Here is a 23963-nt window from a genome sequence, read left to right on the forward strand (position 1 = left end):
CGCAGGCCGAGGGGCTCGAACCGCACTCCGCCCAGCGGGCCGCGGTGCTCGACCCAGTCCCCGCTCCGCAGGCCGCGGTGCTCGACCCAGTCCCCGTCCAGCAGGCCGAGGGGCTCGAACCGGCCCTCGCCCAGCAGCCGACCGCACTGGCACCCGAACCGGCCCAGCACACCGGCGTCCAGGAGTCGCGCACGCCCGGCGAGGACGGGGCGCGGCCGTCGGCCGCGGTCACGGCGGCCAGGCTGCGGGCGGAGAACGCGGCCCGGCTCGAGGTCACCGGGATCACCGCAGACCATGACCGCGTCGACGTCCGCATCCACGCCGTGTCGCTGAGCGACTGGGAGTACTGGCTGGCCGCGATCGGTGCACCGTTGAACGCGCCGACCCACCGCAGCGGATGGGTCCAGACCGCCACCGCAGACCTCGACGGGGTGGCGGTCCGTCTCACCGCGGAGGCCGTGCCCCGTCTTCTGCAGGAGGCGGCCCAGCGGGCGGCCGACCCCTTCGTTCTGGGGGGCCGCGTCTACGACCTCGCCCTCAACCACACCGACCGCCTCGGCCAGATGTGGCTCTACGACGGCCTGCGCCAGGAGGACGACACCCCCCTTCTCACCCTGGACGGGACCAGCGGCCCGCCCTACCCGCTCACCTCCATCGTGGAGGCGAACGGGCCCCTCACCCCCGTCGCCGCGAACCCCGGCCGCCACGAAACGGGCTGACCGCACCCCGCGCCGCCGGCCCGCCCCTGCGCGGCCCCGGGACCTCGACGCGCGATCCCCGCAGGGCGGTCGATGGCCGGACCGCGCCCGGCCCGCGCACCAGCCCGTCTGCCAGGGGGAGGGGGAGGGGTGTGCGATCGAGTGGTCGCGCCTGACGACGACCAGCGGCGTGACGCCGCTCGCCGGCGGCTTCGGGCACAGGGGCCGAACCGGGCGCTGGACTCGGCGCTGGTGCGAACCCTCACCCGGATGCGGCGGGCCGGGGTTCGGGGAAGCCGTCGCGGAGTCATCGCGAAGGTCGCGGAGTCATCACGAAGAGGGCATCGGCCGGCGGTGTCACCGGGCTGGCCCCGCGTCGTCTGGATCCGTGAGCCCGACCGCATCGGACGCCACGCCGCCTGGTGAGGCAGCCCCTCTGCCCGCCGCCGCTGCGCCGTTGACCCCTCGCGCGGTCGAGCGGCGCGCGCGGATCTCTGTGCGTGGTGCGCGCTTCGCCGGGTCTGCCGAAAAGGGCGGTGGCGGCCGATGAGTTCCTTCATGATCGACAGTCAGAGATCACGGTGGGTGCGCGGCGGCCGCGACAGCGGTCGAAGCACGCGCCGACCGAGTCGGCTCGCAAACCGGACACGAGACACCGAGGAACCCGCCATGCGCACCCTGATCAGCACCGCCTTCATCTCCCTCGACGGCGTCGTGGAGGCCCCGGGCGGCGAGCCCGGTTACCGCAACTCCGGCTGGACCTTCAAGGACGTCGAGTTCCTCCCCGAGGCGTTCGAGCTCAAGGGCCGTGAGCAGAAGGAAGCCACCGCGATGCTGATGGGCCGGACCAGCTATCAGTCGTTCAGCCCGGTGTGGCCCGCCATGGAGGACTTCGCCGACTACAAACTGATGCCGAAGTACGTCGTCTCGACCACCCTGACCGAGGGCGACCTGGTGACGAACTGGGGGGAGACGACGATCCTGCGCTCCCTCGACGAGGTCGCCGCGCTGAAGCGGACCGAAGGCGGCCCGATCATCGTCCACGGCAGCGCCGGTCTGAACCAGGCCCTCGCGGACGCCGACCTCATCGACCGCTACCACCTGCTCGTCTTCCCGCTCCTGCTCGGAGCGGGCAAGCGGCTCTTTTCCACCACGGACAAGGACACCCAGAAGCTGAAGCTGGTCGAGCACGACGTCTACGCCAACGGCCTGCAGAAGAACGTGTTCGACGTCGTCCGCTGACAGGACTCCCTGCCCCTGGGATCCCATCACCACCGTGGCCCTACTGCACGCAGCGGGCGGCGATGCCGCGCCCCTGCCCCGGTTGATGCGTCCTTCGACGGTGCGGCGAGCCTGTTCCAGCGGGTGGCCGCCCACGGCGCCACCCCGGCCCCCCCCCCCCCCCCGGGGCGAGGGCCGACGCAGACACGGCACCCGGGAAGCGCCGGCCGCGCCCCCCTTCCGGCACGGACGCGACAACACCCACCGCACCCACCGCACCCCCCGGCAGGGGCATCGAGACCGCGGTGCGACGCAGCCCGTCGTCTCCGGACCGCCGAAGGCACCATGGCCTGACCTGCCGGCGGCCGAGAACTCCAGCGACGCCACGGCCTCACGGCGCGACAGCGACGCTGCCGTAGCCGAGGAGCAACTGCGAACCGGCTGCGCGACGTTGATGTTGATACTGTCCGCCCCTACGGCGCGTTACGGCGAGTTGAGGGGGAGACGATCGTGGGGGCTGAGCCGTCGGGTTCCCCGAGCCGCTGGCGGGGAGGGGCCGGCTCGGGCGCGGTCTTCGGTGCGCCGATCGCGGTGGCGACCGCTACCGCGATCGACAGGGCGTGGGCTGCCTGTGACATCGGCAGCAGCCCGGCGGCCAATGGCCTGACGTTGCTGCTCCTTGCGCCTCTCATCTGGATCGCCGCTGCCGGTTCGTGGATCGTGCTGCACCGCACCCTCGGCAGGCGTCATCGCGGGACGGCACTGGCCGGCTGGCTGGTCCTCGCCCTGTGGTGCGCCTGGTTCCTGGTCACATGGCTCGGCATGCCGGACTCCTATCCCGCCCCGTCGTGCCCGGACGGCGTCCCGCCCTGGTGGCCGGGCTTCCTGCCGGCCTGACCGCGAGCGGAGCCCCGGACAAAGGATCCCCGGGGGCCGGCGGTGCGCTAGTCCATGACCGCGCGGGCCGCGTCCAGGAAAGCGAGCCGGTTGTCCTCCAGGTGGTCGCGCACGCTCTCCCCCTCCGGCAGGCCTTCCCCCACCGTCCGGTTGAGGTCGAGGAAGTACGCGCGGGCCGCGTCGTGCACGGCCAGGGGGAACTGGATGCGGATGAGCCGTTCCGCGACCCACAGCCGGTTCATGACGTCCCGGGTCGTGCGGAACCAGTCGTGGGTGTCGTCCCACTCGGAAGGCCGGCTGAAGGCGCAGCGTTCGGCCTCGGCGCCCACTTCGATGAACCGCTCCAGCAACGCCAGCCGTTCCGCGCGCCTGGCCTTTCGACAAGGAGATCCGCTGCCGCCGCTGTTCAGCGCGTTCGGCCGAGAGTTGAGTCCGGTGCTGCACGAGGTAGGACAACGCACCGCCGAGGACGACGCCGCCCAGCGAGATGAGCGACACCCAGACCTGACCTGACACGGCCGTCATCGTCCCATGCCCTCACCCCGCGGGCGACGGCCCGCGTCGCTTCGGCCGACCGGCCGCCGCCTGCCGGCACTGATCGGGAACGCACGGGACGAGCCGGGAACCTGCCGACGAAGGGACCGGCTGCCGCGTCTCGCCGCGTCGCGGGCCGACCCGGGCGGCGAGACGCGGCGCCCCGGTTCGCGGGTGCCGATCATGACGTGAAGTCGGCGGGCAGGGTAGCGCAGGGCGCCGGGGGAGAAGAAGGTGCGGAACGCCCCGGCGGTAGGGCCGTTAGACTCATCGACAGGCGGTCCCTCCCTCTTTCACAGGAAGAACCGGCGTGCCCAACACACTGCAGGAAATGATCAAGCACAAGTTGGACCAGTACGGCTGGTCCTACAGCGATGTAGCGCGCCGCGGTGGCATCTCCCGTTCGACGGTCCACCATCTGGCGACGTCGGAGCGGCTGGCGCAGATGCCCCAGCAGACCACTCTGGAGGGCTTGGCCAAGGGACTGGGCGTCCCGGTGGCGCCGGTGCAGCGGGCCGCCGCCGAGGCCGCGGGCGTCCACCTCTACCTCGAGGACGCCCCCGAGGCCGCCGATCCGGAGGTGGCGATCCTCATCGCGAGCGTGCACAAGCTGAGCCCGACGGACCGCCGGCACGTGGCCGTCCTCGTCGAGTCGCTGCTGCACGCGAACGGCGCCCCGTAGGAGAAGGGGCCTCTCGCCCGGCCGCACGCCGGGTGCCGTCACCTCGGGTAGCTGTCACCTCGGGTGCCGTCGCCTCGGGTAGCTGTCACCTCGGGTGCGGCAGGGGGTGCGGGTGCGGGAGTGGTTCGAGCGTGCGTGCCGTGGTGATCCAGTCGATGACGGCGTGCACGGTGACGCAGTCGAGTTCGGCCAGTTTGAACACGGCCTGGACGTCGGCGGCGGCGAGGGGCACACACACCCGGTCCAGCGCGCCGTACAGGCGCAGCCGGTGGGCGTGGGCGGTGGAGGTGTCCTGCCCGGGGTGGATGTCGGGCCGGGGACGGCCGGCGGCTGTCCCGGATGCTGTCGTTTCCAAAGGATCCGCCTTACGGGGTGGGAAGTGGCGCCGGCGGGGCGGCCGGGGCCCGAGCGGCGAAGCGGTCGAAGATCTCGCCGAGCCGGCCCTCGGCCGACTGCCGGTCCGGCCAGGGCGACGGGCCGTGCAGGTCGCGGTGGACGCCGTCCCAGAAGGCGCCGACGACCGCGTGGTCGTACCAGTCCCCGACGGCCGCGTGGACGGGCGCGCACTGCAAGGAGCCGGCCCGCTCGGTGAAGGAGCAGCCCGGCAGACTCCCACCCCCCGCCCGGGCGGCGGGTTCGGCGTGCTCGGCGCGGGTGACGGCGGCCATCAGGGCGCGGTGCACGAGCGTGCGGTGGGCGGCCGCGGCGGTGCTCCAGCCGACCAGACGGCGCGAGACGGTGTCGAGGACGACGGCCGCGTACACGGGGCCCTCCACCGTGGTGACGGCCAGCACGTCGACAACCCAGCGCCGGCCGGGCGTACCGGCGCCTTCGGGCGGGGCCTGTTCGTGCGGCCTTCCTGCCCGGCCGCGGATCCCGGCCCCCTTCATGACGGCCTCCACGGTGGTGTGGCCGACGTCGATGCCGTAGCGGCGGCCGAGTTCCTGCATCACCCTGCGGTACCCGTAGACGGAGCCGGACTCCTGGTGGATGTCCAGGATCAGACGGGTCAGCCACGCCCGGCGCACCGCGCGGGGGAGGGGGGTGCGGGCGCGCCAGGCGTAGTACCCGGACTCCGAGACGCCCAGCAGTGCGGCGAGGTGGCGCGCCGTGACACCGTGCGACGCCAGGCCGTGGATCACCTCGTAACGTCTTTTGGGGGCATCATCTGCCGCAAGGTGGCGATGACTTCGCGGCACAACAGCACTTCCCTCTCCAGCTCGCCGATGCGGGTGCGGGCCCGTGCCAGGTCCGCACCCGACGAAGCGGAGCGCCGCCAGCGGTACACGGTCTGCGCGGAGATGCCCAGTTGCCGCGCCACTTCCTTCGCCGGCCGGCCCTCCGAGGCCAGTTGCTCCGCGCGGGCGCGCAGCGCTGCGGGGTGAGGACTGCTCACTGGATCTGGATCCCACCTCTTCATGCCGCCACCGAAGGACGGGCGATAAGGACCTTGCCCCGGGAAACGGTTCACTGCCCGACGCCTGCTGGGCGCCTGCTGGGCGTCTGCCCGACGTCTGCCGGGTGTCTGCCGGGCGCCCGACCCCGGGACGCCGGCCGGGCCCGGCGCCCGCCCGGCGTGCGAAGACCGACGCACCCCACGGGGTGCGTCCTTCGCCCAACGGGCGGGCGCCGCGGGGATTCCGGGCACCGGCGGCAGGCAGTCTCCGTCCGGCGCCGGCACCGGCTGCCGGCCGTGTCCACCACCCGGCAGGCCGTGCGCCTCGGTCCCCGCGGCTCCGCGCGCCGCAGGGACACGCCCTGACGGGCGTGCCCCTGCGGCTGCGTCAGGGGCCGTGCTACTGCCGGACGCTGATGGCCTGGGTGGCCTGGGACTGGGCGACCGCGAACGGCGAGTACTGGTTCACCGCCGCCGACTCGTTGTGGGCGTCCACGTGCGCGATCTTCTTCGAGACGGTCGTCATCTTCGTGAAGCTGAACGAGAACTTGCCCAGCGCCTCGCGGCCGGGAAGCAGTTCGGCGGTCTCGGCCTCGAGCAGGTCGTTGTTCATGAGGAAGCCTTTCAATGAAGGAAGGGATGTACGCGAAATCAGGAGCCGGGCCGGACGGCGGACAGACCAACTGCCCGCCGCCGGCTGCACTCCACCCCCGGCCGACGCCACCGGCCACAGGTCTGCCGGCCACTGCAGAAGCCGCAGGCCGGGCGCGATGGCGTCGCACGGATCCCGTACGGGAACGGTCACTCCGGACGGCAGGGCCATGCGCAACCCCGCCGTCCGGAGTCTCCGGACGATTCGTCCGGAGAGCGTGGACGGTAGCGGAAGGGGAACGGCCAACGCAAACCGCTTATATCCGACATCCGTTCAAAAGCGTGTGCCTGTTCCATTCCTCGTCCCGGCGCCTCAACCACCCGCCCCCCACTGCGCGTTGTGGTCGCCGCTCCTGCCGGCCGGCGGCGTGCGGGCGTGGGGCCGGCACCCGCCGGGCCCGCCGTTCGAGGGCGCGGCCCAAGGCGCAACCGCCCCCGGCGTACCGCTCCTGAAGCCCCGACCGGACCCCCGGACGGTCGCCCTCCCCTGTGCTCCACTCCGCGCCGCAGGGCCTTCTGGCGGCCCTGCGGCGCGGCCCTCCTCCCGCGTGGGTCGCCGTGCGGCGGCGACGGCGACACGCCGGGCCCGGCGTGTCCTTCCCTCTGCGGGCAGCCGGCCGCCATCTCTCGGCGAGAAATCCACTCCACGAAAGTCAGGGCAGTACCAGAACCCGCCTCACCGAATTCACCGCAGGCCGGCCGCACGTTTTCTCATCGCACGACTCCGAAAAACCGAGGCAATTCCTGACGATGCATCAACCCCATCGGTCTCAACCTGTCGCACTCCTGCGAACCAGTCTGTCTGGTACGGGAGTTCACCTGGTCGGACGCCATCACCGAACAGGGCGCGGATTCCCCGCAAAGGACACGGCAGTGCCACTGAGCTGCCGTTTTCCATATCGCGCCGCCATGCCCGGAAAAATTGATGGGAACTCAATCCGCAATGAACGACGGGGCATTTGTGTAGCGTCGCGATCAGCACCAGAGCTAAACCAGCCCTGGTGTTTGAAAGGAGATCAGGTGAAGACCATTGCTAAGGCAGTAGCGGGCACGCTTCTTGCGGCCGGCGCTGTCATGGCGCCTCTCTCGATGGAGGCATCCGCGGCCCCGGCGGCGGTCCACACGACGGCAGTGGCGCCCTCGTTCCACCCGGGCAACCACCACGCCTACGGCTACCGCCACTTCGATGACTGGCGGCGGGGCTGCGACGACGACCGCTACGACCGCTACGACCGCTACGGCCGGTTCGACCGCTGGCATCACCGCAACCACTGCCGCTACGACCGCTGGGACTGGGGCCAGTACCGGTACGGCAACCACCACCGTGGCTCCAACTGGGACTGCGACTGACGTCTTGCGTCCACACCACATCCGAGCCGCCCGCGGTCAGCGCCCCTGACCGCGGGCGGCGGCCCGTCCGCTTCGCCCCGCCCGCGGGGCCCGTCCGCGAAGCGGCGCGCTCTCACGCCCCGCCCCGCGGGGGCCGGGCCGACCGGCACGAAAGGGCAGCCGGGGGAGCGGAGGCGGGGAGTCGGGTGAAGTGCGCAGGCTCTGCGGTGGCGTGGGGGCATGGTGAGGTTCGACGCTGTCCAGGTGAACCTGTGGTGCGAGGACGTCGAACGCTGCGCGGCGTTCTACCGCCGCCTCGGGATGCCCGAGCGTTTCCGCTTTCCGCCCGACGGCGTAGCGCACCAGGTCGAAGTGGAGGCCGCCGGACGCGGATCGGGTTCACCTCGGCCCGCGTGGGTGATGAGCTGTTCGGTATCGGCACGACGCCCGGGGAGAACACCGAGATCGTGCTGTGGTGCGACGACGTCGACAGCCTGCACCGGGCGGCACTCGACGCGGGAGGCGAGCCGCTGACGGCTCCCGCCGACTCCCCGGACGGCCGCCTTCGCCATGCCTGGCTGCGCGACCCCGAAGGGCACCGGGTCAAGCTCGTGCAGAAGCGCGACTGAGCCTCCCGCCGCCGCGCACGCCCGGACACCGGCGCCGGACCACGACAGTGCTGTGCCGCCGGACGGCGTGAGCCGGGGAACGACGCGACGCCCACGATGCCTTCCTCGGTCCTGCCCCGGCCCGGCAACTCACCTCCCGGTCCCACGTCTTTGCCGGCACCCCGCAACCGGCATCGGCCGGCAGATCACTCGCAACGGCGGCCGACGGTCTTGGTTCATGTGCGGCGTTCTGTGCGAGGACGGTCCGCGTAGGATCACCGCTCGAGGGGCGGTGGCATGGCCATGAGGAACTACCGGTGGTGCGGGGCGATCGCGGCGGCGCTGCTGCTGGCCGGCTGCGGCGGGGGCGCGGAGAGCGACGGCCGCGACGGCGAGGCGGTGGCCCTCACGAAGGAACAAGTACGCAAGACGCTGCCGGATGGTCCGGCCGTGACGGGCTGGAAGGAGTCCGCTCGGCCCACGGCCGTTGGGACGGACGGCCTCTACCGTGCGCAGGCCTGCCCCATCAAGGGCAACGCGGGCTGCGAGAACTCCCGCTTCTACGGCGCCTCGACCTTCCGGCGCGATGGCAAGGCCGCCACCGTCACCTTTCTGGTCCTCGCCTATGACAGTGAGCAGGCCGCCCGGGACGCGTACGACGTGCTCTGGGACGGCTACTACGGAAAGAGGGCGGGACAGAGGGCCAGGACGTTCGGGATCGGCCCGATCGGTGACGAGCGCGACGCGCGGTTCGGTTCGTCCGGCTTCCACGGCGAGCCCGGCGCCGTGACCCAGACCCGGGTCGGCACGACGCTGCTGTGGACGCTGGCGGATTCCCCCAGCAAGGAAAATCCCGGCATCGACGAGGACGTCGTCCGGGACCTGGCCACGGTGCTCGCCGAGCGGGCCCGGCAGGCCCAGAACGGCAACGCACCGTCCGCCGCGCTCGACGGCTGACCGGACAGCCCCCTCTGGTGCCCGCGATGGAGGTCCTTCGCACCACACGGCGAGCACGCCCGCCGAGGATCGGCAGGGTCCGGGGGCACCGCGAGCGCGGCCCGCGGCTCCGCGCCGCCCGCCAGACGTCGTCCAGCGGCTCCAGGACGCGGGCACGCCCCCCGGGGTGTACGCGGCCGGACGCGGCCCGGGGGAGCGCTCAGCTGCCGGGCCTTCGAGCAGGCCGGGTGGATGCGCCGACGACGCCGTAGGCACGGTCGCCCAGGGTGAACTCGCCCAGGGGGACCATGCCGAAACCGTCCACGTGGACGTGCCACGACACCTGGTTGGCCAGTTCGATGAAGGCGACCATCACCTCGGCTCGTGGTGCGGCCGCCCGGAGTGCCGCCGTGAACAGTCCTCTCGCCACTCCCTTCCCGCGGTAGGCGGCGGCGACCACCACGGGCCCGTAGAGCAGAAAGGACGTGGAACGCAGCGGGCGTCCCTGCCACGTGAGCGAGTCCTGCCGCTCCAGCAGTGCCTGGACCGGCGGGGGCGCACCGTGGGTGTTCTGCGGGCAGACCAGCCCGAGCAGGCCGGCCAGGTGCCCGTCATCGTCCGCGACGAGCAGGCTCCCGTCCTCGGCCATCGCGCGCAGTGTGCCGGCATCGAAGCTGCCCTGCACGAAGCCCTGCCGCGCACGCTCCTGCTCGGTGAGCGCGTCATGGTGGTGGGCCGCGAGAAGCTCGGCCATCGCCGGGGCATCGGCCGCGACGGCATGTCGATAGTCCATGGCATGGATCCTGCCGGGTGCCGCGGCCCCTGCGCAGCCCCGCCACCGCGCGCAGGGGCGCCGCACGACACGGCTGGCCCCCCGGGTGGTCGTCGCGGCCCCGGGCGTGCCGACACCGGTGTCCGGCATCGGCGAGCAGGAACGGTGCCGGCCCCTGCCCAAGCTCCACGGCGACGGGCCGTGGCATCGAACGGCGCGGCCGGCGCCGGCCATCCCGTGATCGTGGGGACGGCGGCCAGAGGTGTGCAGAACCGGGGACCCCCGGCGCCCTGCCGCCGGCGGCACCTGGACCGGCCGTCAGCGCCCCCGCCGACGAACCGCCAGGACGATCCCGGTCACAGCCAGCACCGCGACCAGGACGACGAACCATGTGGGCATCAACTCGAGCCCCTTGTAGGCGAGGGGGCCGGTCATGGGCATCGGACCTCCGTGGACGGGCAGCAGCCTTCGTCTGCCCGTCACCGGGGTTGAGATGCGTCGCCCGGCAGACACCGCTGCGGAGCGAGCGGTGTGAGGCTGCGCATGGCGGAGCGCGGGCGCCCGAGCGGGACCTCGCCCGCGGAGCTGATCGGGCGGTTCAGCGGACCCGACCGCGACCGGGTGGCTTGGCCGATGACCTGCGCCAGTCTCGCCGGCTGCTGCAGCGGCCCCTGATACGGCTCGCGGCCAACGGCGAGCCGGGACGCCTGCGGCCGGGTCTCTTCGGCACTTCACGATGTGAGCCGCTGCCATCCGCCGGCGGGCTTCCGGCGAGCCCGGGGGAGCGGCGGTCCGGGCCGGCCATCGGGCACGCCGTGCCGACCTCCCGTCGCTCACGCCGGCAGGGGCACGGGCGCCGGGCCCCGCGTGCCGCCGGTTCACTCCGGGTGGGCCACCGCCTCCTTCTGCAGCCGCACCGCCGCGAGCAGGCTCAGCTCCGGCTCCGCCTGGCGCAGCGCCTTCACCGCCGCGACCGAGGCGATGTCACCGGTGAAGCCGACGGCGGCCAGCCGCAAGCGGACCCAGCGGGCCCGCAGTCGGCTCTCGCTCGCGGCGGCGGTGGCCTCCACCAGAGCGGCGGCATGTTCCAGACCCGGGCGCTCCTGGGGTGAGGCTTCTTCCAGCGCCTGTCGCAGGGCCGCCGCGACCACGTCTGCGTCCCGTACCGTCAGCACGACGTCGTTCTTCTTGCCCAGTCCCATGAATCCCGTCATGCGCATCAGCCTGACGGCCATGTCCGCCGCAGGCCAAGCGACTTGAGGAGTCTCAGAGGAGGGGCGCGTCGGCCCGGCCGCCCCGTGCGCCCGGTGACGGGCACGAAAGTGCGCGGGCGACGGCACCGGCGTCGACCTCCGGCACGCTGTCCTCGACGGTGGCGCCCGCGCCGCGGTGATGGGCACCACGAGTGGAGTCCGCGTCCCCGGAGTTCCGGTACGAGCGGTCGGCGCCGGCGCGGTTCGGGCCGGGGCACGCGGTTCACGCTCAGGAGGGGACGGTCGGTCCGGCCTCGCGCAGTCGCAGCAAGGCCGTGCCCATGCACTCGGCGGCCGAGGCCCCGTCCCCTCATCCCCGACGCCGACGCCGACGCCGACGCCGACGCCGAGGTCTGTCACCCGAACCCGTCGCGGTGCCGCGCCCGCCGCGGCAGGCAAGCGCGTCGGGGAAGAAGGCAGGCGCGGATACGAGGACCCGGGCGCGTGCTGTGCTGGTCCGGAAGGGAGGTCACCGCTCGGGCAGGCGGGCAGGCGGGCAGGCGGGCGTGCCGGGAGCGGGGTGGAGGTCGGGCGGGCCGGTTCAGCGCTCCTCGGGGGCCGTGCGCCGGCGGACGTCGGTCATCAGTTTGTCCAGCAGTTCGATGAACGCGGTGCGTTCGCGTGCCGACAGGCAGTCGACGAGTGCGGCCTCCCGGCCGAGTACGGCGTCGACGGACCGTTCGATGAGTGCGTGGCCTTCGGCCGTGAGGTTCACCAGGACGGTTCGGCGGCCGGTGGTCCCCGGTGCCCGCTGGACGAGGCCGTCGCGTTCGGCTCGGGCGACGCGTTGGGAGATCGCGCCCGCGGTCACCAGTGTCCTCGCGGCGATCTCGCGGGTGCTGAGGGTGTAGGGCGGCCCGGAGCGGCGGATGACGGACAGCAGGTCGAGGGTGGCCGCGTCGATCCCCGCCTCCCGCAGCGCGCGGGTGCGGTCGTCGGCGAAGAGCTTGGCCAGCTGCCAGACGGGGGTGACGATCTCGATCGATTCGGTCGGGGTGCCCGGTCTCTCCCGCCGCCAGGCCGCGGCGATCTCGGCGGCGGAGGAGTGGGCAGGCGCGGGGTCCCCCGATGCGATGGCGGCGTCGGACACGGTGCGATCCCCTGTCGTCGTCAGCTATGTTTAGGTCTAAACGTAGCAGTGAGCAGGAGGATCCGTGACCCGCACCGTGCTCATCACCGGAGGCACCAGCGGCATCGGCCGTGCCATCGCCCGACGGTTCGCCGCCGACCGGGCAGAGGTCTTCATCACCGGCCGCACCCCCGACACCGTCGAACAGACCGCCAAGGAACTGGGCGTGCACGGCGTCGTCTGCGACGCGTCCGACCCCGGGCAGGTCGCGGCGTGCGCCGCCCGGCTCGACGCGTTGGACGTCCTCGTCAACGCCGCCGGCGGCCTGCCCCGGACGGCCTCCGGCGAAGGACCGGCACTGGAGGTGCTGCTCGCCCAGTGGCACGCCAACCTGGCGCAGAACCTCCTCACCGCGGTGCTGACCACGACCTCGGTCCAGGACAAACTCACCAGCGGCAGCTCCGTCCTCAGCATCGGCTCCATCGGTGCCGAACGCCGAGGCGGGTCCTACGGAGCGGCCAAAGCCGCCCTGGGCGCATGGAACGCCTCACTGTCCGCCGAACTCGCTCCCCAGGGCGTCACCTGCAACGTCATCTCCGCCGGCTACATCGCCGACACCAACTTCTTCCACGGCCAACTGAGCGACGAACGCCGCCACGCCCTCGTGGAGGAGACCCACAACAAACGCCCCGGCACCGTCGACGACATCGCCCTGACGGCCCACTTCCTCGCCTCCCCAGGAGCCCGTCACATCACCGGACAGACCATCCACGTCAACGGCGGCGCCTTCACCACGCGGTAACCCCAGCAGGCCGTCCCGGGGAAATGACGACGCCCCGTGCGGTACCCGTGCCGGCAGGCTGCGAGTACAGCATGAGGGTCTCGCGGCATGCCCGGCCGCTGTCCACCACGCTCTGGCTCCGGCCAAGACCGTGGCGCGGCGTCCACTGATACGTGCGCCCGCCGGCAACCGGCCGAACGCCGCCTCTTCGAACGGCGGGGCCCGGAGCCGAGGGCACGCGGCCCGATCCACAAGCCTCTGCCCCCGCTCGGCCGTGACGTGAGACCGGCTCCGCGAGCGGCGACGCAGGCCCGGTCGACACGATCGGCAACGGACCGGCGTGCAGCTCCACTTGCCGGACACCCGCGTCCGCCTGGCCGCCTGGGCGATCGCCGCATCGCGGCGCGCCGGCCGAAGAAATTCCGCGGAGGGCTGTCGAAACCGGGCCGGCCGATCGACGTAAGAGTGTCAGGCAACAACACGTACCTGGAAGGACGGCCGCCATGGCTCAATACGCGATCCTCATCTACGCGACGGCACACGCCGACGAGACCGAGGTCCTCCCCGGTGCACGGGAGGCCCACGACCGCCACTTCCAGGACATGGTGGACTCCGGCGCCCTGGTCGCGGCATTCGCGCTGCAGCCCGCCGCCGACACGGCGACCTCGATCCGCGGCGACGTGGTGACGGACGGCCCGTTCATCGAGGCCAAGGAGGTCATCGCCGGCTTCGCCGTCATCGAGGCGCCCGACCTGGACGCCGCTTTGCGGATCGCTCGCGCCAATCCCGCCACCCAACAGGGCAGCGGGGTCGAGGTCCGGCCCGTCGAGGGCGGCTTCATCGCCACCCGGCCCGCCACGGCATGACGTCCCCGGCAGACGTCGAGACGGCGGTCGCGGACGCGCACCGCCGTGGATGGGCCCTGGTGCTCGCCGCGACGGCGCGCGTCGCGCGCGACCTGGATCTGGCCGAGGAATGCGTGCAGGAGGCGTACGCCACGGCCCTTGCGAGCTGGCCCCGCGACGGGATCCCAAACACCCCGGAGGCATGGCTCACCACCGCGGCCAAGCGCCGCGCCATGGACGCGCTGCGGCGCGAGCAGACGATCCGCTCGAAACTCCCGCTGCTGGCAGAGCCCGAGGAGACACAGGACGAGGCGACCACCGACGAGGCGGCCACCGACGAGGCGGCCGCCGTCGAGCCGGAGGACGTAGTACCGGACGAGCGACTGCGACTGATCTTCATGTGCTGCCATCCGGCGTTGGCGCAACAGGCGCAACTGGCACTCACCCTGCGGCTGGTGTGCGGGGTGAGGACCGCCGACATCGCCCGGACGCTGCTGGTGTCGGAGCCGACGATGGCCGCCCGGATGACCCGGGCGAAGAAGAAGATCGCCTCCGCGCGGATCCCCTTTCGGCTGCCGCAAGCGGCCGAACTCCCGGACCGGCTGCGCGCGGTGCTCGGCGTGATCCATCTGCTGTTCACCACCGGGCACACCGCACCGTCCGGCCCTGCCCTGGTACGCAACGACCTGGTGGATCAATCGCTTCGGCTCGCCCGGATGCTGCGGGAGCTGATGCCCGACGAGCCGGAGGCGCGGGGGCTGCTCGCCCTGCTGCTGGTCACCGACGCCCGGCGCGCCACCCGGATCGACGCCGACGGTCGCCTGCTGCGCCTGGAGGACCAGGACCGATCGCTGTGGGACCGTGCGGCGATGGCCGAGGCGCACGACCTGATCGTGGACGCGCTGCGCGGCGGACGACCGAATCGCTACGTCCTGCAGGCGGCGATCGCCTCGCTCTACGCCGAGGCGCCGTCCTACGACCGGACGGACTGGCCCCAGATCGTCACCCTCTACGACGAGCTGCTGTCGGTGTGGCCCTCACCGGTGGTGGCGCTGAACCGCGCGGTGGCGGTCTCGATGGTCTCCGGTCCCGCACAAGCGCTGCAAGACATAACGGAGTTGGAGAAGGACGACCGACTCGCCCGATACCCGTACCTGCCGGCGATCAAGGCGGACCTGCTGCATCGCCTCGGCCGCCCGCAGGAGGCTTCGCTCGCCTACCACCAGGCGCTGGAGCTGACCGGGAACGACGCCGAGCGCGTTTTTCTGGCCGAACGCCTCGCCGCTTCGCACCGGGCGTAGGCCACCGGCCACCTGGTGGCCGGCCCCCGATCCGAGGCTGCCCCGGGACCCGGCTTCGGCAGGTCGGCCGCCCCAGCCCGGCCCCTCCTTGAGCTCAGAGCGACCGTGACAGGCGGCCGGACGCTTCGCCCACCACGGTCTCCAGGAGCCGGCAGGCGGCAGGCGGCACCGCGGCCCTCTTTTTTTGGCAGGTGACCGGATCGTTCCGGTCTCGGCCCCGATCATGCCTGCCGGCCCCGAGTACGCCCAGGCCAGACTGGTGGACATGAGACGAGCCCTGATCGTGATCGATGTCCAGGAATCCTTCCGCGCCCGCCCCCTGTGGGAGCAGATCGCCAACCCCGACATCGCCGAGCCGGTGAACCGGCTGGTGCGCATCGCGCGGAACAACAACGATCTGCTGGTCTGGGTGCTGCACACCGAACCCGGCAGCGGTGACGTGTTCGACCCGGAGACGGGGCACGTCCGGCTGCTGAAGGAGCTGGAGCAACCCCTGCCCGGAGAACCGGTGCTGTACAAGACCTCGCACAACGCGTTCACCACCACCAACCTGCAGCAGCGACTCACCGAGGCCGGGGTCGGCGAGCTGTGGGTCTGCGGCATCCGTACCGAGCAGTGTGTCGAGACCACCGCCCGGATCGGCAGCGACCTGGGATACGAGGTCGTGTTCGTCGCCGATGCGACCACGACCAACCCCATCGGCGACCTCAGCGCCGAGGCGATCACCGAACGCACCCTGGCCGTCCTGCGCGACCGCTTCGCGCGGATCGCCACGGTGGACGAGCTGGCAGCATCACCGGTATGAGCCGTGTCGTCTTCGTCCTGCTGCCCGCAGTCCACCTGCTCGACCTGGCCGGCCCGGCCCAGGTCTTCTCCACCGCAGTGGCCTTCGGGCAGCCGTACGACCTCGACTACGTCGCCGAGGAACCCCAGATACACAGCGCCCAGGGCCTGCCGCTGACCGCCCGCACCACCTGGCCCGACCTCGGCCCCGACGACCTCGTCGTGGTCCCCGGATGGAGCGCACCCACCCTCAGGGGCGGCCCCCTCATCAGCCCCCGGACCGCCGGACGGCTGCGCGCCCACCACGCCGCCGGCGGCACCGTCGCCAGCGTCTGCGCCGGAGCCGACGCCCTGGGACAGGCCGGCCTCCTCGACGGCCGCCGCTGCACCACACACCACCAGCTCCAGGACGAACTCGCCGCCCGCCACCCACGAGCGACGGTGGTCCGCGACGTCCTGTTCTCCGCCGACGACCGGATCGTCACCTCCGCCGGCATCGCCAGCGGCATCGACCTGGCCCTGCACCTGCTGGCCGCACGCCACGGCCCCGCCCTCGCCGCCCGGGTGGCACGCGAAATGGTGATCTACACGCGCCGCAACGGCAACGAACCCCAAGCCAGCGCCATGCTCCGCCACCGCGGCCACGTCGACGACTGCGTGCACCGTGTCCAGGACCTGATCGACACCCACTACGCCGAGCCGCTGCCCCTCACCCGCCTCGCCGCCCACGCCGGCGTCAGCGCCCGCACCCTCACCCGCCAGTTCTCCCGGGCCACCGGCGGCCTCACCCCGCTGCGCTACCAGCAGACCCTGCGCCTGGAGCGGGCCGAACACCTGATCAGCCAAGGCGCCACCGTCGAGTCCGCGGCCCGCCAGGTGGGCTTCGAGGACGCCCGCATGGTGCGCCGCCTGCGATCCCGGCCCTTCTGAGACGCACGGCTGACAAACGGCAGGCGGATGGGCACCATCAGGCCCAGCTCCCGGGACCAAGGCCGTGACCCTCACGTCCGCGGGTTACCGGCGCACAGCCGGTCGACCTCAGCGAGCACACGGTCCACCCGCGGACGCACCCGCGCCCGCAAGGCATCGCTCCAGCTCTCCGCGGAGCAGCAGCCGAGACAGAGGCGCCTGGCGCTCGAGCAGAGGCCGCGGGGTGCCGATATCGACGAACGCGCCCGGACACCGTTACACGTGCTCATCCCGGGAGGCGGTGATGAGGGGCTCGCGGCCGGTGGGCAGGAGTCCAAGCGCGAGGGCCACAGCCTCTTCGGCGGTCTCGACTTCCCCGATCAAGCCGGAAGGACTGCGTCGGCGAACCTTGAACCGTCCGTTGTCCAGCGGCTCGATCGATCCGGCCTGCACAGTCCACGGGTAGCCGGTGGAGCTGCTGAAGAGCAGGGCGAAGTGGCTGGTGAACGGATACAGCCGCCGAAGCCGTGGCTGAGCGGCGGCAGCCTCCAGCAGCAAAACGATGCCCGGATAGGGGCGTCCCGGCGAGCGGACCCGGTGCACCGCATGCCTCCACTGCCAGCTGAGACGTAGAGACTCCCACTGGGCCTCGACAACGTCAGCCGGACCGCGACTGCGCGCAGCAGCTTTGTCTGGCAGAACTGGTCTCGCAGGCAGGGACAACTGTTGATCACAGGTCTCGTCATTCGCGTCCACCGTCATAGTGTCGCGACCGTTGCCTGAAACCGTGCTCTGCCAACGAAGATCATGGCCGGGTGAGGATACGTATCCGGATGAGTCGGAAAGAGAGTCGGCCGTACACGGTCCGCTTGAGCGTCTCCACCCGGTCTACGTCCCCCTCGACAACTCCCGACCTCCAGGGAAGGGCCAGACCGGCAGCCACCGCGTCGAGGTCCCGGAAGAGGAAGTCAGCGAAGCCCCTCACGGGCTTCGGAACGGCCGCTCGACTTCGCCATGACAGAAGGCGCGCGCCTCCGCCGGGGATGCTCAGGCAACCACTGGCGAACCTGGGCCCGCCGCAGACCAGTTGACCTCGTAGCTGATCGGACCGCCACTTCCCTGAAGCGCCGGTCACCTCCGACGTACTCGCGCACTCCTGGCCGACCCCCTGCCAGGGAGCTCCCAGACACTGCACCCGCCGCCACGCGGAACGACACCCCCGGCCACGATGGCGCACCGGCCACAGCCCGCGCCGACGACCACAACCCCCGCCAAGCGGCGCCACGCCGCACGCCGCCCCCCGGACCGGGACACCGCCCTCGCACCCCGGCACAGCGCGCCGCCGCCGTTCACGCCACCAGCAGGCCGCGATGCCGGAAATCGCTGGACCGGGTTCTCGCTGCGCGCCCGGGCGCCTGCCGCGCCTGCTGGTCCCGGGCCACACCCCCGACGGGTCTGCCGCTGCACAGGACGGGCGGGGGAGAGGATGCGACGCTGGATGAGAGGCCCGCGAGTGGAGGTCCGGGTAGGCCTGATCCGGTCCCAGGCCGTCCCCTGCGGCCCGGTGACGACGTCCCGAGACGATGTCCTGATGGGGCTCAAGGGCGGCGACGCAGAACGTGCGGTCAGCCGGTAACCCCGCAGACCGGCGGACACACGCACCCACCGAGCGCCGCCGGACGCCGTGACCGCGCGGACCCGGCCGGCCCGCTTCGGGACCGTGCGACCGCCTCACGGGTGGTGTGAGCGTCGAGTTCCGTCTGCGTCCCGAGCGAACGTCCTGGAGAGCTGGTGGTTCCCATGCGCAGCCCGACCCGTACAGCCGGTGCCCTCACGGCGCTGACCCTCACCCTCGGCGGTGCCGTCCTCGCCGCCCCCGCGGTCCGGGCGGACATCCCCGCCTGCACACAGATGGCCGCACAGGCCGGTGCCACCGCCTCCGACTCCGTCACGGCGGCCTGCGGCCGTGGCGTGGTCGGAGACCTGCAGAGCTGTGTGACCGGGCTGACCGAGGCCGGAGTCGCGGGCGGCGCCGCGAACGGTGCCTGCCGGGCGGCGGCCCACGAACCGCGTTAGAGGACTCGCTGCTCCGGCCCACCCGGACACGACACGGCCCACGGGTTGCCTCGACACCGAGGACAGCGACGTCGCCGCACACGGCCTGACGGAACCACACAGCCGATCACCTGACCGGTGTGCACACGGCTGCGCAACCGGTCCGCCCGGCGCGCCGAGCGCGACACGCACGGAGGTGACGACGCCCGGCCATCGCCCCCGGACCGGGCCGGGCGCGAACGGACAGATGGGCAGGAGGTCAGTCGGGCCGCTGCGCGCGGCGACGGCGCTGGACGAGCAGCACGCCGGCGCCCATCGCTACCGCCGCAGCAGCCACGCCGACGGCCGGCAGCGCCGAGGATCCGGTCTCCGCGAGGTTGCCACCACTCGTCGTCCCGCTGTTCGCCGTCCCGCCGGTGACCGTTGAGGACGATCCGCCGTCCGAGCCGCTGGTCGAAGTGCCCGTCGAGCCGCCCGTGCCGCCGGTCGAGGTGCCCGTCGATCCGTTCGTGCCGCTGGTCGAGCCGCCCCCCGATCCGTTGGAGCCCCCCGATCCGTCGGAGCCACCCGACCCGTCCGAGCCACCTGCCGACCCGGAGGAGCCACCGCCCACGACGTCCAGGGTGATGTCGGCCTGGTCGTTGGCCTTGTCGGGATCGAACGGCCGGGCTTCGGTGCTCAGGGCTATGGACCCCTTGGCGCCGGGCACCCGCTTGTCGATGCGCAGGTCGAAGGTGTAGGTCTCCCCGCTGCCTTCGTAGAGCGACCGCATGCCGCAGACGTACGCTCCGTCCTCGGCCCGGCAGAAGGTGCCGCGCTTGACGACCGACGTTCCGGGCGGAGGAGTGATCATCACGCGGACGGCCTTGTCCCCTTCCCGGGGCCACACCCAAGCGGGTCCGGCGTTGGTGAACTTCACCCTCATCGTGACCGTGTCCCCGACGCTCCCCCTGAGTGCGGCACCCGTCACCTGGTAGTCGGCCGTGTTCACGGTGGTGACGGGCACGTCGACGATGCGCGCCGACCCCACGCCCCCTGCGTCCGCCGCGACGAGCTTCACCGGCGGCGCGGTTCCCGCCACCGGGTCACTGCCGTTGTCATCGGCTCCCGGATCACCACTCTCGACACGCAGGCGCAGTTCGTCGTTGAGCGCGCGGTCCAGAGCCGTGACGCGCAGGGGCCTGTCGGTCGTGTAGACGGCGCCGGGCTCCACGGCCTGGTCGAACGCGCACACCGCGGTCCACCGCTCGGGCATCTCGTCGTAGGGCCGCACGTGCTGCACCTGACAGTTGGAGGGCACCTCGGCGAAGTCGAGTCCTCGGGTGACGGAGTAGGCCACCCACACCTTCTCGGCCGCCACCGTGCCCTTGTTCGCAACAGTGGCCCGAACGTCGATGCCGTCTCCCGGCCTCAGCCCGCTGACCGGCGCGACGCCCCCGACGACCAGGTCGGGGATGGCCTCTTCACCGTAGGCCGCAGGTGCGCCGGCCAGTGCCACAAGACCTGCTGCGCCGAGAGCGGCGACCGAAGACCGGAAAGAGCGAGGGGCTGGTGAGGGTGTCGGCACGGAGAAATCCTTTGCTGGGGGCGCGAGTGAACGGACCGCGAGTGAACGGACTGTGTCTCCGAGGGAACAGTCCCCGCTCGCTAGACTCCTGCCGATCGCGAACGGTTGCCCATCCGAAGCAGGACGACCGCGGCCGGCCCCGTGGATCAAGCGGTGAGCAGCCCCGGCAGGGCGCCACGCGCGAAGCCGGTCCGCTGTCCCCAGACGCGAGCGAGACCCTCACGGTGTGCGTGCTGCCATTGAACCGGGCCTGGGGGGCGTCTGCCCGATCTTCGCGGGTCCGCGACGCCCGGCACGGCACCTCGCCGCACGCCCGCGTACGCCCGGTACGGGGGCGACTCGGCCGCACGCCGAGGCGCCGCACCGGACGCCGCGGCCTGATCCACGAAGATCGGGCAGACGCCCCCCAGGCGACATCGTCGGCCTCGGGCGACCTGCCGTTCAGGGCGGAGCACTGGGTGAGGGGTGCTCGTGTCCGCTGCGGCCGGGAGGAGGTGACCCGGAGGCCTGGGTGGCGGCGGGCCCGATAGGGCGGCCGGCTGGCGAAGTGAGCGTTTTTGCTGACATCGCCCGTGGATTGCTGATGTTCCGTTAACCCTGTTCTTTGCGCCGTCGGTGGGCGGAAGCTGTAGCCAGCCCGCCGGGCCCCGGTGGCCGGAGTTGCAGCTCCGGCCACCGCGTTCGGCCCGGGTGGGTGTCGGGACCACCGCATCAGGAGGGGACTCAGTGAGCCGTAAGAAGCAGTTACAGACGGAGGTGCCGCCGGGGCCGGCCTGCCGCGTGGGCGTCCTCGTCGTGGTCCAGGTGGTGCTGATGATGGTGGTACTGGCGGCCGGCTACGACCCGCAGAACGCGTTGACGTGCATGGCGGGCGGCGCTCTGGCCGCGGCCCATGTCGCGCGGAACCTGTTCGGTGCTCTGGGCGAGGGCGTGGGCAGCGGTGAATGACGAGACGCCGGGTTGGAGCAGAAGGCGCCCCGGCTGGAGCCCGCGCCCGGGGCAGCCAGGTCGTCCACTTGCCCCTCGTACCAGCCCGGTGGCGGCTTTCGCCTGGGCGTTGAGGAGCCTGCGGTCCCGCCCCGGCCAGGAGCGGACGCTGAAGCAGATGGCTGAGGCCACGCAGTACAGCCCCTCGGCGTTGTCCAGGGTGACGGATGGCAGGAAGCTGCCGGACACGGACGTCGTGCAGAAGTTCGTCTCGGCTGCCGGGGTGACCGACACAGGGCCCTGGGTGGGCCTGCGGTATCAGGCCCAGGCCTGCGAGCAGGAGTTGCGGTCACAGGGACCGGGCGGTGCGTCGGCAGAGTTCGCCGCAGACCTGATCAGTACGTGCATCGCCCACGGGATCGCCACCGGAGAACTGGGGACGGCACAGGAACTGGCCGCTTCCTGGAAGGTCTCGCAGCCCGAGCCGGTGTGCGCGTCAGAACCGCAGGACGCCCCGCGCCCGGAGCTTGAGCAGCAGGGTGTTCCGCGCCCAGAGGCTGAGCGGCAGCGGCAGGATGCCCTGGGGCGGCGGCCGCGGCGGCCGCCGCGGCCGGTGTGGCTCGCGGTGGGTCTGGTCGCGGTGATCGTGGCCACGGCCGGGCTCGTGAAACTGGTCGAAGGAGCGGGGTCGTCCTGCGGCCAGGTCACACAGACGCTGCGGATCGCCTCTTCGACCGACAAGTCCCGGGTTCTGGGCGATCTTGCGCATGACTTCGGCACGCGTTCCAGCCATGGTCAGTGCGTCGGGATCGTGGTGGACAGCATCGACTCGGGCATTGCCATGCAGGCACTGGCCCGGGGATGGGACAAGAGCGACGGCCCGCGGCCCGACGTATGGTCCCCGGCCTCGAGAATCTGGCTGCCGATCGCCCGGCAACGCGCCCACGGTGCGGCGCTCGACCACCTGCCCGAGGAGGCTGGACCCTCCGTGGTCACCAGCCCGCTGACGATCGCCATGCCCGAACCGATGGCCAAGGCGCTGGGCTGGCCCAAGAAGCGGATCGGCTGGAAGGACCTGGCCTCGCTCGCCGGTCAGCCGCACTTCTGGAAGGACCACGGCCACCCGGAGTGGGGCACCTTCAAGCTCGGCAAGACCAACCCCGAGTACTCCACCTCGGGCCTGAACGCCACGATCGCCGCGTTCTACACCAAGACCGGGACCTCCGGCGAACTGGCACCCGAAGACCTGCAGGACGCGGACAACCGCAAGCGCGTCCAGGACATCGAGAAGGCCGCGGTCCACTACGGCGACACCACCCTGACCTTCCTGGCCAACCTGCGTCGCGCCGACGACGGCAACCAGAGCACCTCCTACATCTCCGCCGTCACCGTCGAAGAGACCGCCGTCATCGCCTACAACAAGGGCTACCCCTGCGGCAGCGCATCCAAGGAACACGGCTGCGCCCAAGAGAAGCCGCCGAAGACCAAGCTCGTCGCCTTCTACCCCGACGACGGCACCCTGTACAGCGATCACCCCTACATCCCGCTCAACGGACTGCGCCCGGCGCAGAAGGCCATCGCGGACGACTTCCGGAAGTACCTGGCCGGCGACCACGCCACAAGTCGCTTCGCCGGGCTGGGCTTTCGCACCGACCCCGTCAAGGCCACCGCCCAGATCACTCGCGACAACGGAGCCCTGCCCGACGCGGCGCCGCCGCGGCTGGACACCCCAAGCGCCGACGTCCTGGACAAACTGCTCGTCGCCTGGCGGCAACTACGCAAGCCCGCCAACGTCCTCATCCTGATGGACACCTCCGGTTCCATGGACGAAGGCATCGACAAGAAGGACCGCCTCCCCACGGAGCCGAGCAAGCTCGACTACGTCAAGGCCGCGCGCGGCCCCCTCCTGGACGGATTCACCGACCAGGACAAAGTCGGCCTGTGGAGCTTCTCCAACAGCCACAAGGTCGACCAGCCGCTGGCCCCCATGGGAGCCACGACCGAGGCCGGCCGCACCCACCGAGACGACCTCGACACCAGCGTCCAGCACCTCAAACCGCAAGGCGCGACCGCCCTCAACGACGTCATCGACAAGGCCGTCGAAGAACTCCGCCACCACTACGATCCCGACGCCATCAACGCCGTCGTCGTCCTGACGGACGGCCGCAACGAGCCCGCCTCAACACCACCGGCGCTCGAGGACCTCCTCAGCCGCATCGGCGACCCCGACCAACCCGCGGTCCGCGTCTTCACCATCGCCTACAGCTCCAGTGCCGACCAAAAGCCCACCACCGGCGCCGACACGAGCTCCGCAAACGGCAGGACCACCACCCCTTTGGAAGACATCGCCGACCGGACACACGCCCGCGACTACGACGCCCACGACCCCCGAACCATCAACAAAGTGCTGGCGGACGTCTTCTCCAACTTCTGACCCGACACGACCCCTCACCGGGCCGTACCCACACAGGTCGTGTCCTGCGCGCCCAACGGCGGTGGCCCCTGCTCGCCCCACGGAGCAGCGGCCACCGCCATGACACCCTTCCCATGCCGGTGCCGGCCGCCCGTTCCGCCGGCGCCCGCACGGGCCAGGACGTCATCGCCGCATACGTACGGGCCACCACCGCGCGCCTCACCGTCCGCTCCCGCATCCGGCCGACCAGCTCGCCGCCGGGCAGACGGCCGTCCTCGGCCGGCCCGTCCTACCGCCCGGCCGACGGCCGCGCACACCCGGTCCCACCCGGGCTGG

General features: G+C 72.0%; 24 protein-coding genes and 1 pseudogene. 15 read left to right on the forward strand and 10 right to left on the reverse strand.

The genetic code is table 11. The features are described from left to right. The 3 genes from ACWCPN_RS33495 to ACWCPN_RS33505 form a co-directional block, all read left to right on the forward strand. On the forward strand, nt 1–719 hold a 719-nt coding region (locus tag ACWCPN_RS33495), incomplete at its 5' end, for a BN159_2729 family protein (protein ID WP_451214106.1). 648 nt (nt 720–1367) lie between these two features. Further along, nucleotides 1368–1940, forward strand: coding sequence for a dihydrofolate reductase family protein (locus ACWCPN_RS33500; RefSeq protein WP_451214109.1), 573 nt, complete (start codon nt 1368–1370; stop codon nt 1938–1940). Nucleotides 1941–2429: 489 nt separating this feature from the next. Continuing rightward, nucleotides 2430–2816, forward strand: coding sequence for a hypothetical protein (locus ACWCPN_RS33505; protein WP_451214112.1), 387 nt, complete (start codon nt 2430–2432; stop codon nt 2814–2816). Nucleotides 2817–2863: 47 nt separating this feature from the next. Here ACWCPN_RS33505 and ACWCPN_RS33510 read toward each other — a convergent pair. Next, nucleotides 2864–3341 (reverse strand): annotated as a pseudogene (locus tag ACWCPN_RS33510) (hypothetical protein). Nucleotides 3342–3660: 319 nt separating this feature from the next. Between ACWCPN_RS33510 and ACWCPN_RS33515 the strand changes: the two are divergent. Continuing rightward, nucleotides 3661–4032, forward strand: coding sequence for a helix-turn-helix domain-containing protein (locus tag ACWCPN_RS33515; protein WP_451214114.1), 372 nt, complete (start codon nt 3661–3663; stop codon nt 4030–4032). Nucleotides 4033–4117: 85 nt separating this feature from the next. Here ACWCPN_RS33515 and ACWCPN_RS33520 read toward each other — a convergent pair whose 3' ends face one another. The 4 genes from ACWCPN_RS33520 to ACWCPN_RS33535 all read right to left on the reverse strand — a co-directional run bounded on the left by ACWCPN_RS33520 (nt 4118) and on the right by ACWCPN_RS33535 (nt 6041). Then, on the reverse strand, nt 4118–4387 hold the full coding sequence (locus ACWCPN_RS33520) for a hypothetical protein (protein WP_199209021.1): 270 nt from the start codon (nt 4385–4387) through the stop codon (nt 4118–4120). Nucleotides 4388–4397: 10 nt separating this feature from the next. Next, nucleotides 4398–5174: an IS3 family transposase gene (locus tag ACWCPN_RS33525; RefSeq protein WP_451214118.1), complete on the reverse strand. Its 777-nt coding sequence runs from the start codon at nt 5172–5174 to the stop codon at nt 4398–4400. After that, on the reverse strand, nt 5171–5428 hold the full coding sequence (locus tag ACWCPN_RS33530; RefSeq protein WP_392293966.1) for a transposase: 258 nt from the start codon (nt 5426–5428) through the stop codon (nt 5171–5173). Before ACWCPN_RS33530 ends, ACWCPN_RS33525 begins: the two co-directional genes overlap by 4 nt. Before the next feature lie 400 nt (nt 5429–5828). Then, on the reverse strand, nt 5829–6041 hold the full coding sequence (locus ACWCPN_RS33535; RefSeq protein WP_199209018.1) for a hypothetical protein: 213 nt from the start codon (nt 6039–6041) through the stop codon (nt 5829–5831). Between the two features lie 1127 nt (nt 6042–7168). Between ACWCPN_RS33535 and ACWCPN_RS33540 the strand changes: the two genes are divergently transcribed. The 3 genes from ACWCPN_RS33540 (at nt 7169) to ACWCPN_RS33550 (ending at nt 8973) form a co-directional block, all read left to right on the forward strand. After that, entirely contained in the window at nt 7169–7429 is a 261-nt protein-coding gene (locus tag ACWCPN_RS33540; protein ID WP_451214121.1) for a hypothetical protein, read from the forward strand. Nucleotides 7430–7821: 392 nt separating this feature from the next. After that, on the forward strand, nt 7822–8037 hold the full coding sequence (locus ACWCPN_RS33545) for a VOC family protein (protein WP_451214124.1): 216 nt from the start codon (nt 7822–7824) through the stop codon (nt 8035–8037). A gap of 276 nt (nt 8038–8313) precedes the next feature. Beyond that, nucleotides 8314–8973 (forward strand): hypothetical protein, encoded by a 660-nt coding sequence (locus ACWCPN_RS33550; RefSeq protein WP_451214127.1) that lies wholly within the window; start codon nt 8314–8316, stop codon nt 8971–8973. Nucleotides 8974–9172: 199 nt separating this feature from the next. On the opposite strand, the gene ACWCPN_RS33555 is transcribed toward ACWCPN_RS33550, so the two are convergent. From ACWCPN_RS33555 to ACWCPN_RS33565, 3 genes are all read right to left on the reverse strand, one after another. Further along, nucleotides 9173–9745 carry a GNAT family N-acetyltransferase gene (locus ACWCPN_RS33555; RefSeq protein WP_451214130.1) on the reverse strand — a complete coding sequence of 191 codons (573 nt, stop codon included), beginning with the start codon at nt 9743–9745 and terminating at the stop codon, nt 9173–9175. An 857-nt stretch (nt 9746–10602) separates the two neighbouring features. Continuing rightward, nucleotides 10603–10938 carry a hypothetical protein gene (locus ACWCPN_RS33560; RefSeq protein ID WP_451214133.1) on the reverse strand — a complete coding sequence of 112 codons (336 nt, stop codon included), beginning with the start codon at nt 10936–10938 and terminating at the stop codon, nt 10603–10605. 580 nt (nt 10939–11518) lie between these two features. Next, the gene (locus tag ACWCPN_RS33565) at nt 11519–12067 is read right to left on the reverse strand and encodes a MarR family winged helix-turn-helix transcriptional regulator (protein ID WP_451214136.1); all 549 of its coding nucleotides are present in this window, start codon (nt 12065–12067) and stop codon (nt 11519–11521) included. 64 nt (nt 12068–12131) lie between these two features. Between ACWCPN_RS33565 and ACWCPN_RS33570 the strand changes: the two genes are divergently transcribed. From ACWCPN_RS33570 to ACWCPN_RS33590, 5 genes are all read left to right on the forward strand, one after another. Further along, on the forward strand, nt 12132–12848 hold the full coding sequence (locus ACWCPN_RS33570; RefSeq protein WP_451214139.1) for an SDR family NAD(P)-dependent oxidoreductase: 717 nt from the start codon (nt 12132–12134) through the stop codon (nt 12846–12848). 482 nt (nt 12849–13330) lie between these two features. Then, nucleotides 13331–13693: a YciI family protein gene (locus ACWCPN_RS33575; RefSeq protein WP_451214142.1), complete on the forward strand. Its 363-nt coding sequence runs from the start codon at nt 13331–13333 to the stop codon at nt 13691–13693. After that, on the forward strand, nt 13690–14973 hold the full coding sequence (locus ACWCPN_RS33580; protein ID WP_451214144.1) for an RNA polymerase sigma factor: 1284 nt from the start codon (nt 13690–13692) through the stop codon (nt 14971–14973). The genes ACWCPN_RS33575 and ACWCPN_RS33580 overlap by 4 nt, the downstream gene beginning before the upstream one ends. 265 nt (nt 14974–15238) lie before the next feature. Further along, nucleotides 15239–15778, forward strand: a complete 540-nt coding sequence (locus tag ACWCPN_RS33585; RefSeq protein WP_365125700.1) for a cysteine hydrolase family protein — start codon at nt 15239–15241, stop codon at nt 15776–15778. After that, nucleotides 15775–16686 (forward strand): GlxA family transcriptional regulator, encoded by a 912-nt coding sequence (locus tag ACWCPN_RS33590; RefSeq protein ID WP_451214147.1) that lies wholly within the window; start codon nt 15775–15777, stop codon nt 16684–16686. Before ACWCPN_RS33585 ends, ACWCPN_RS33590 begins: the two co-directional genes overlap by 4 nt. A gap of 255 nt (nt 16687–16941) precedes the next feature. On the opposite strand, the gene ACWCPN_RS33595 is transcribed toward ACWCPN_RS33590, so the two are convergent. Beyond that, a complete protein-coding gene (locus tag ACWCPN_RS33595; protein WP_451214150.1) occupies nt 16942–17421 on the reverse strand; it encodes a DUF6193 family natural product biosynthesis protein in 480 nt (159 codons plus the stop codon). A gap of 1044 nt (nt 17422–18465) precedes the next feature. On the opposite strand from ACWCPN_RS33595, the gene ACWCPN_RS33600 reads away from it, so the two are divergent. After that, nucleotides 18466–18741, forward strand: a complete 276-nt coding sequence (locus ACWCPN_RS33600) for a hypothetical protein (protein ID WP_451214153.1) — start codon at nt 18466–18468, stop codon at nt 18739–18741. Between the two features lie 238 nt (nt 18742–18979). Here ACWCPN_RS33600 and ACWCPN_RS33605 read toward each other — a convergent pair whose 3' ends face one another. Further along, entirely contained in the window at nt 18980–20218 is a 1239-nt protein-coding gene (locus ACWCPN_RS33605) for a hypothetical protein (protein WP_451214155.1), read from the reverse strand. Nucleotides 20219–21013: 795 nt separating this feature from the next. On the opposite strand from ACWCPN_RS33605, the gene ACWCPN_RS33610 reads away from it, so the two are divergent. Both ACWCPN_RS33610 and ACWCPN_RS33615 read left to right on the forward strand, forming a co-directional pair. Beyond that, on the forward strand, nt 21014–21235 hold the full coding sequence (locus ACWCPN_RS33610) for a hypothetical protein (RefSeq protein ID WP_451214158.1): 222 nt from the start codon (nt 21014–21016) through the stop codon (nt 21233–21235). Further along, nucleotides 21180–23648, forward strand: a complete 2469-nt coding sequence (locus ACWCPN_RS33615) for a substrate-binding domain-containing protein (RefSeq protein ID WP_451214161.1) — start codon at nt 21180–21182, stop codon at nt 23646–23648. The genes ACWCPN_RS33610 and ACWCPN_RS33615 overlap by 56 nt, the downstream gene beginning before the upstream one ends. Nucleotides 23649–23963: the final 315 nt, after the last annotated feature.

Source organism: Streptomyces sp. NPDC002386, from assembly GCF_053593175.1.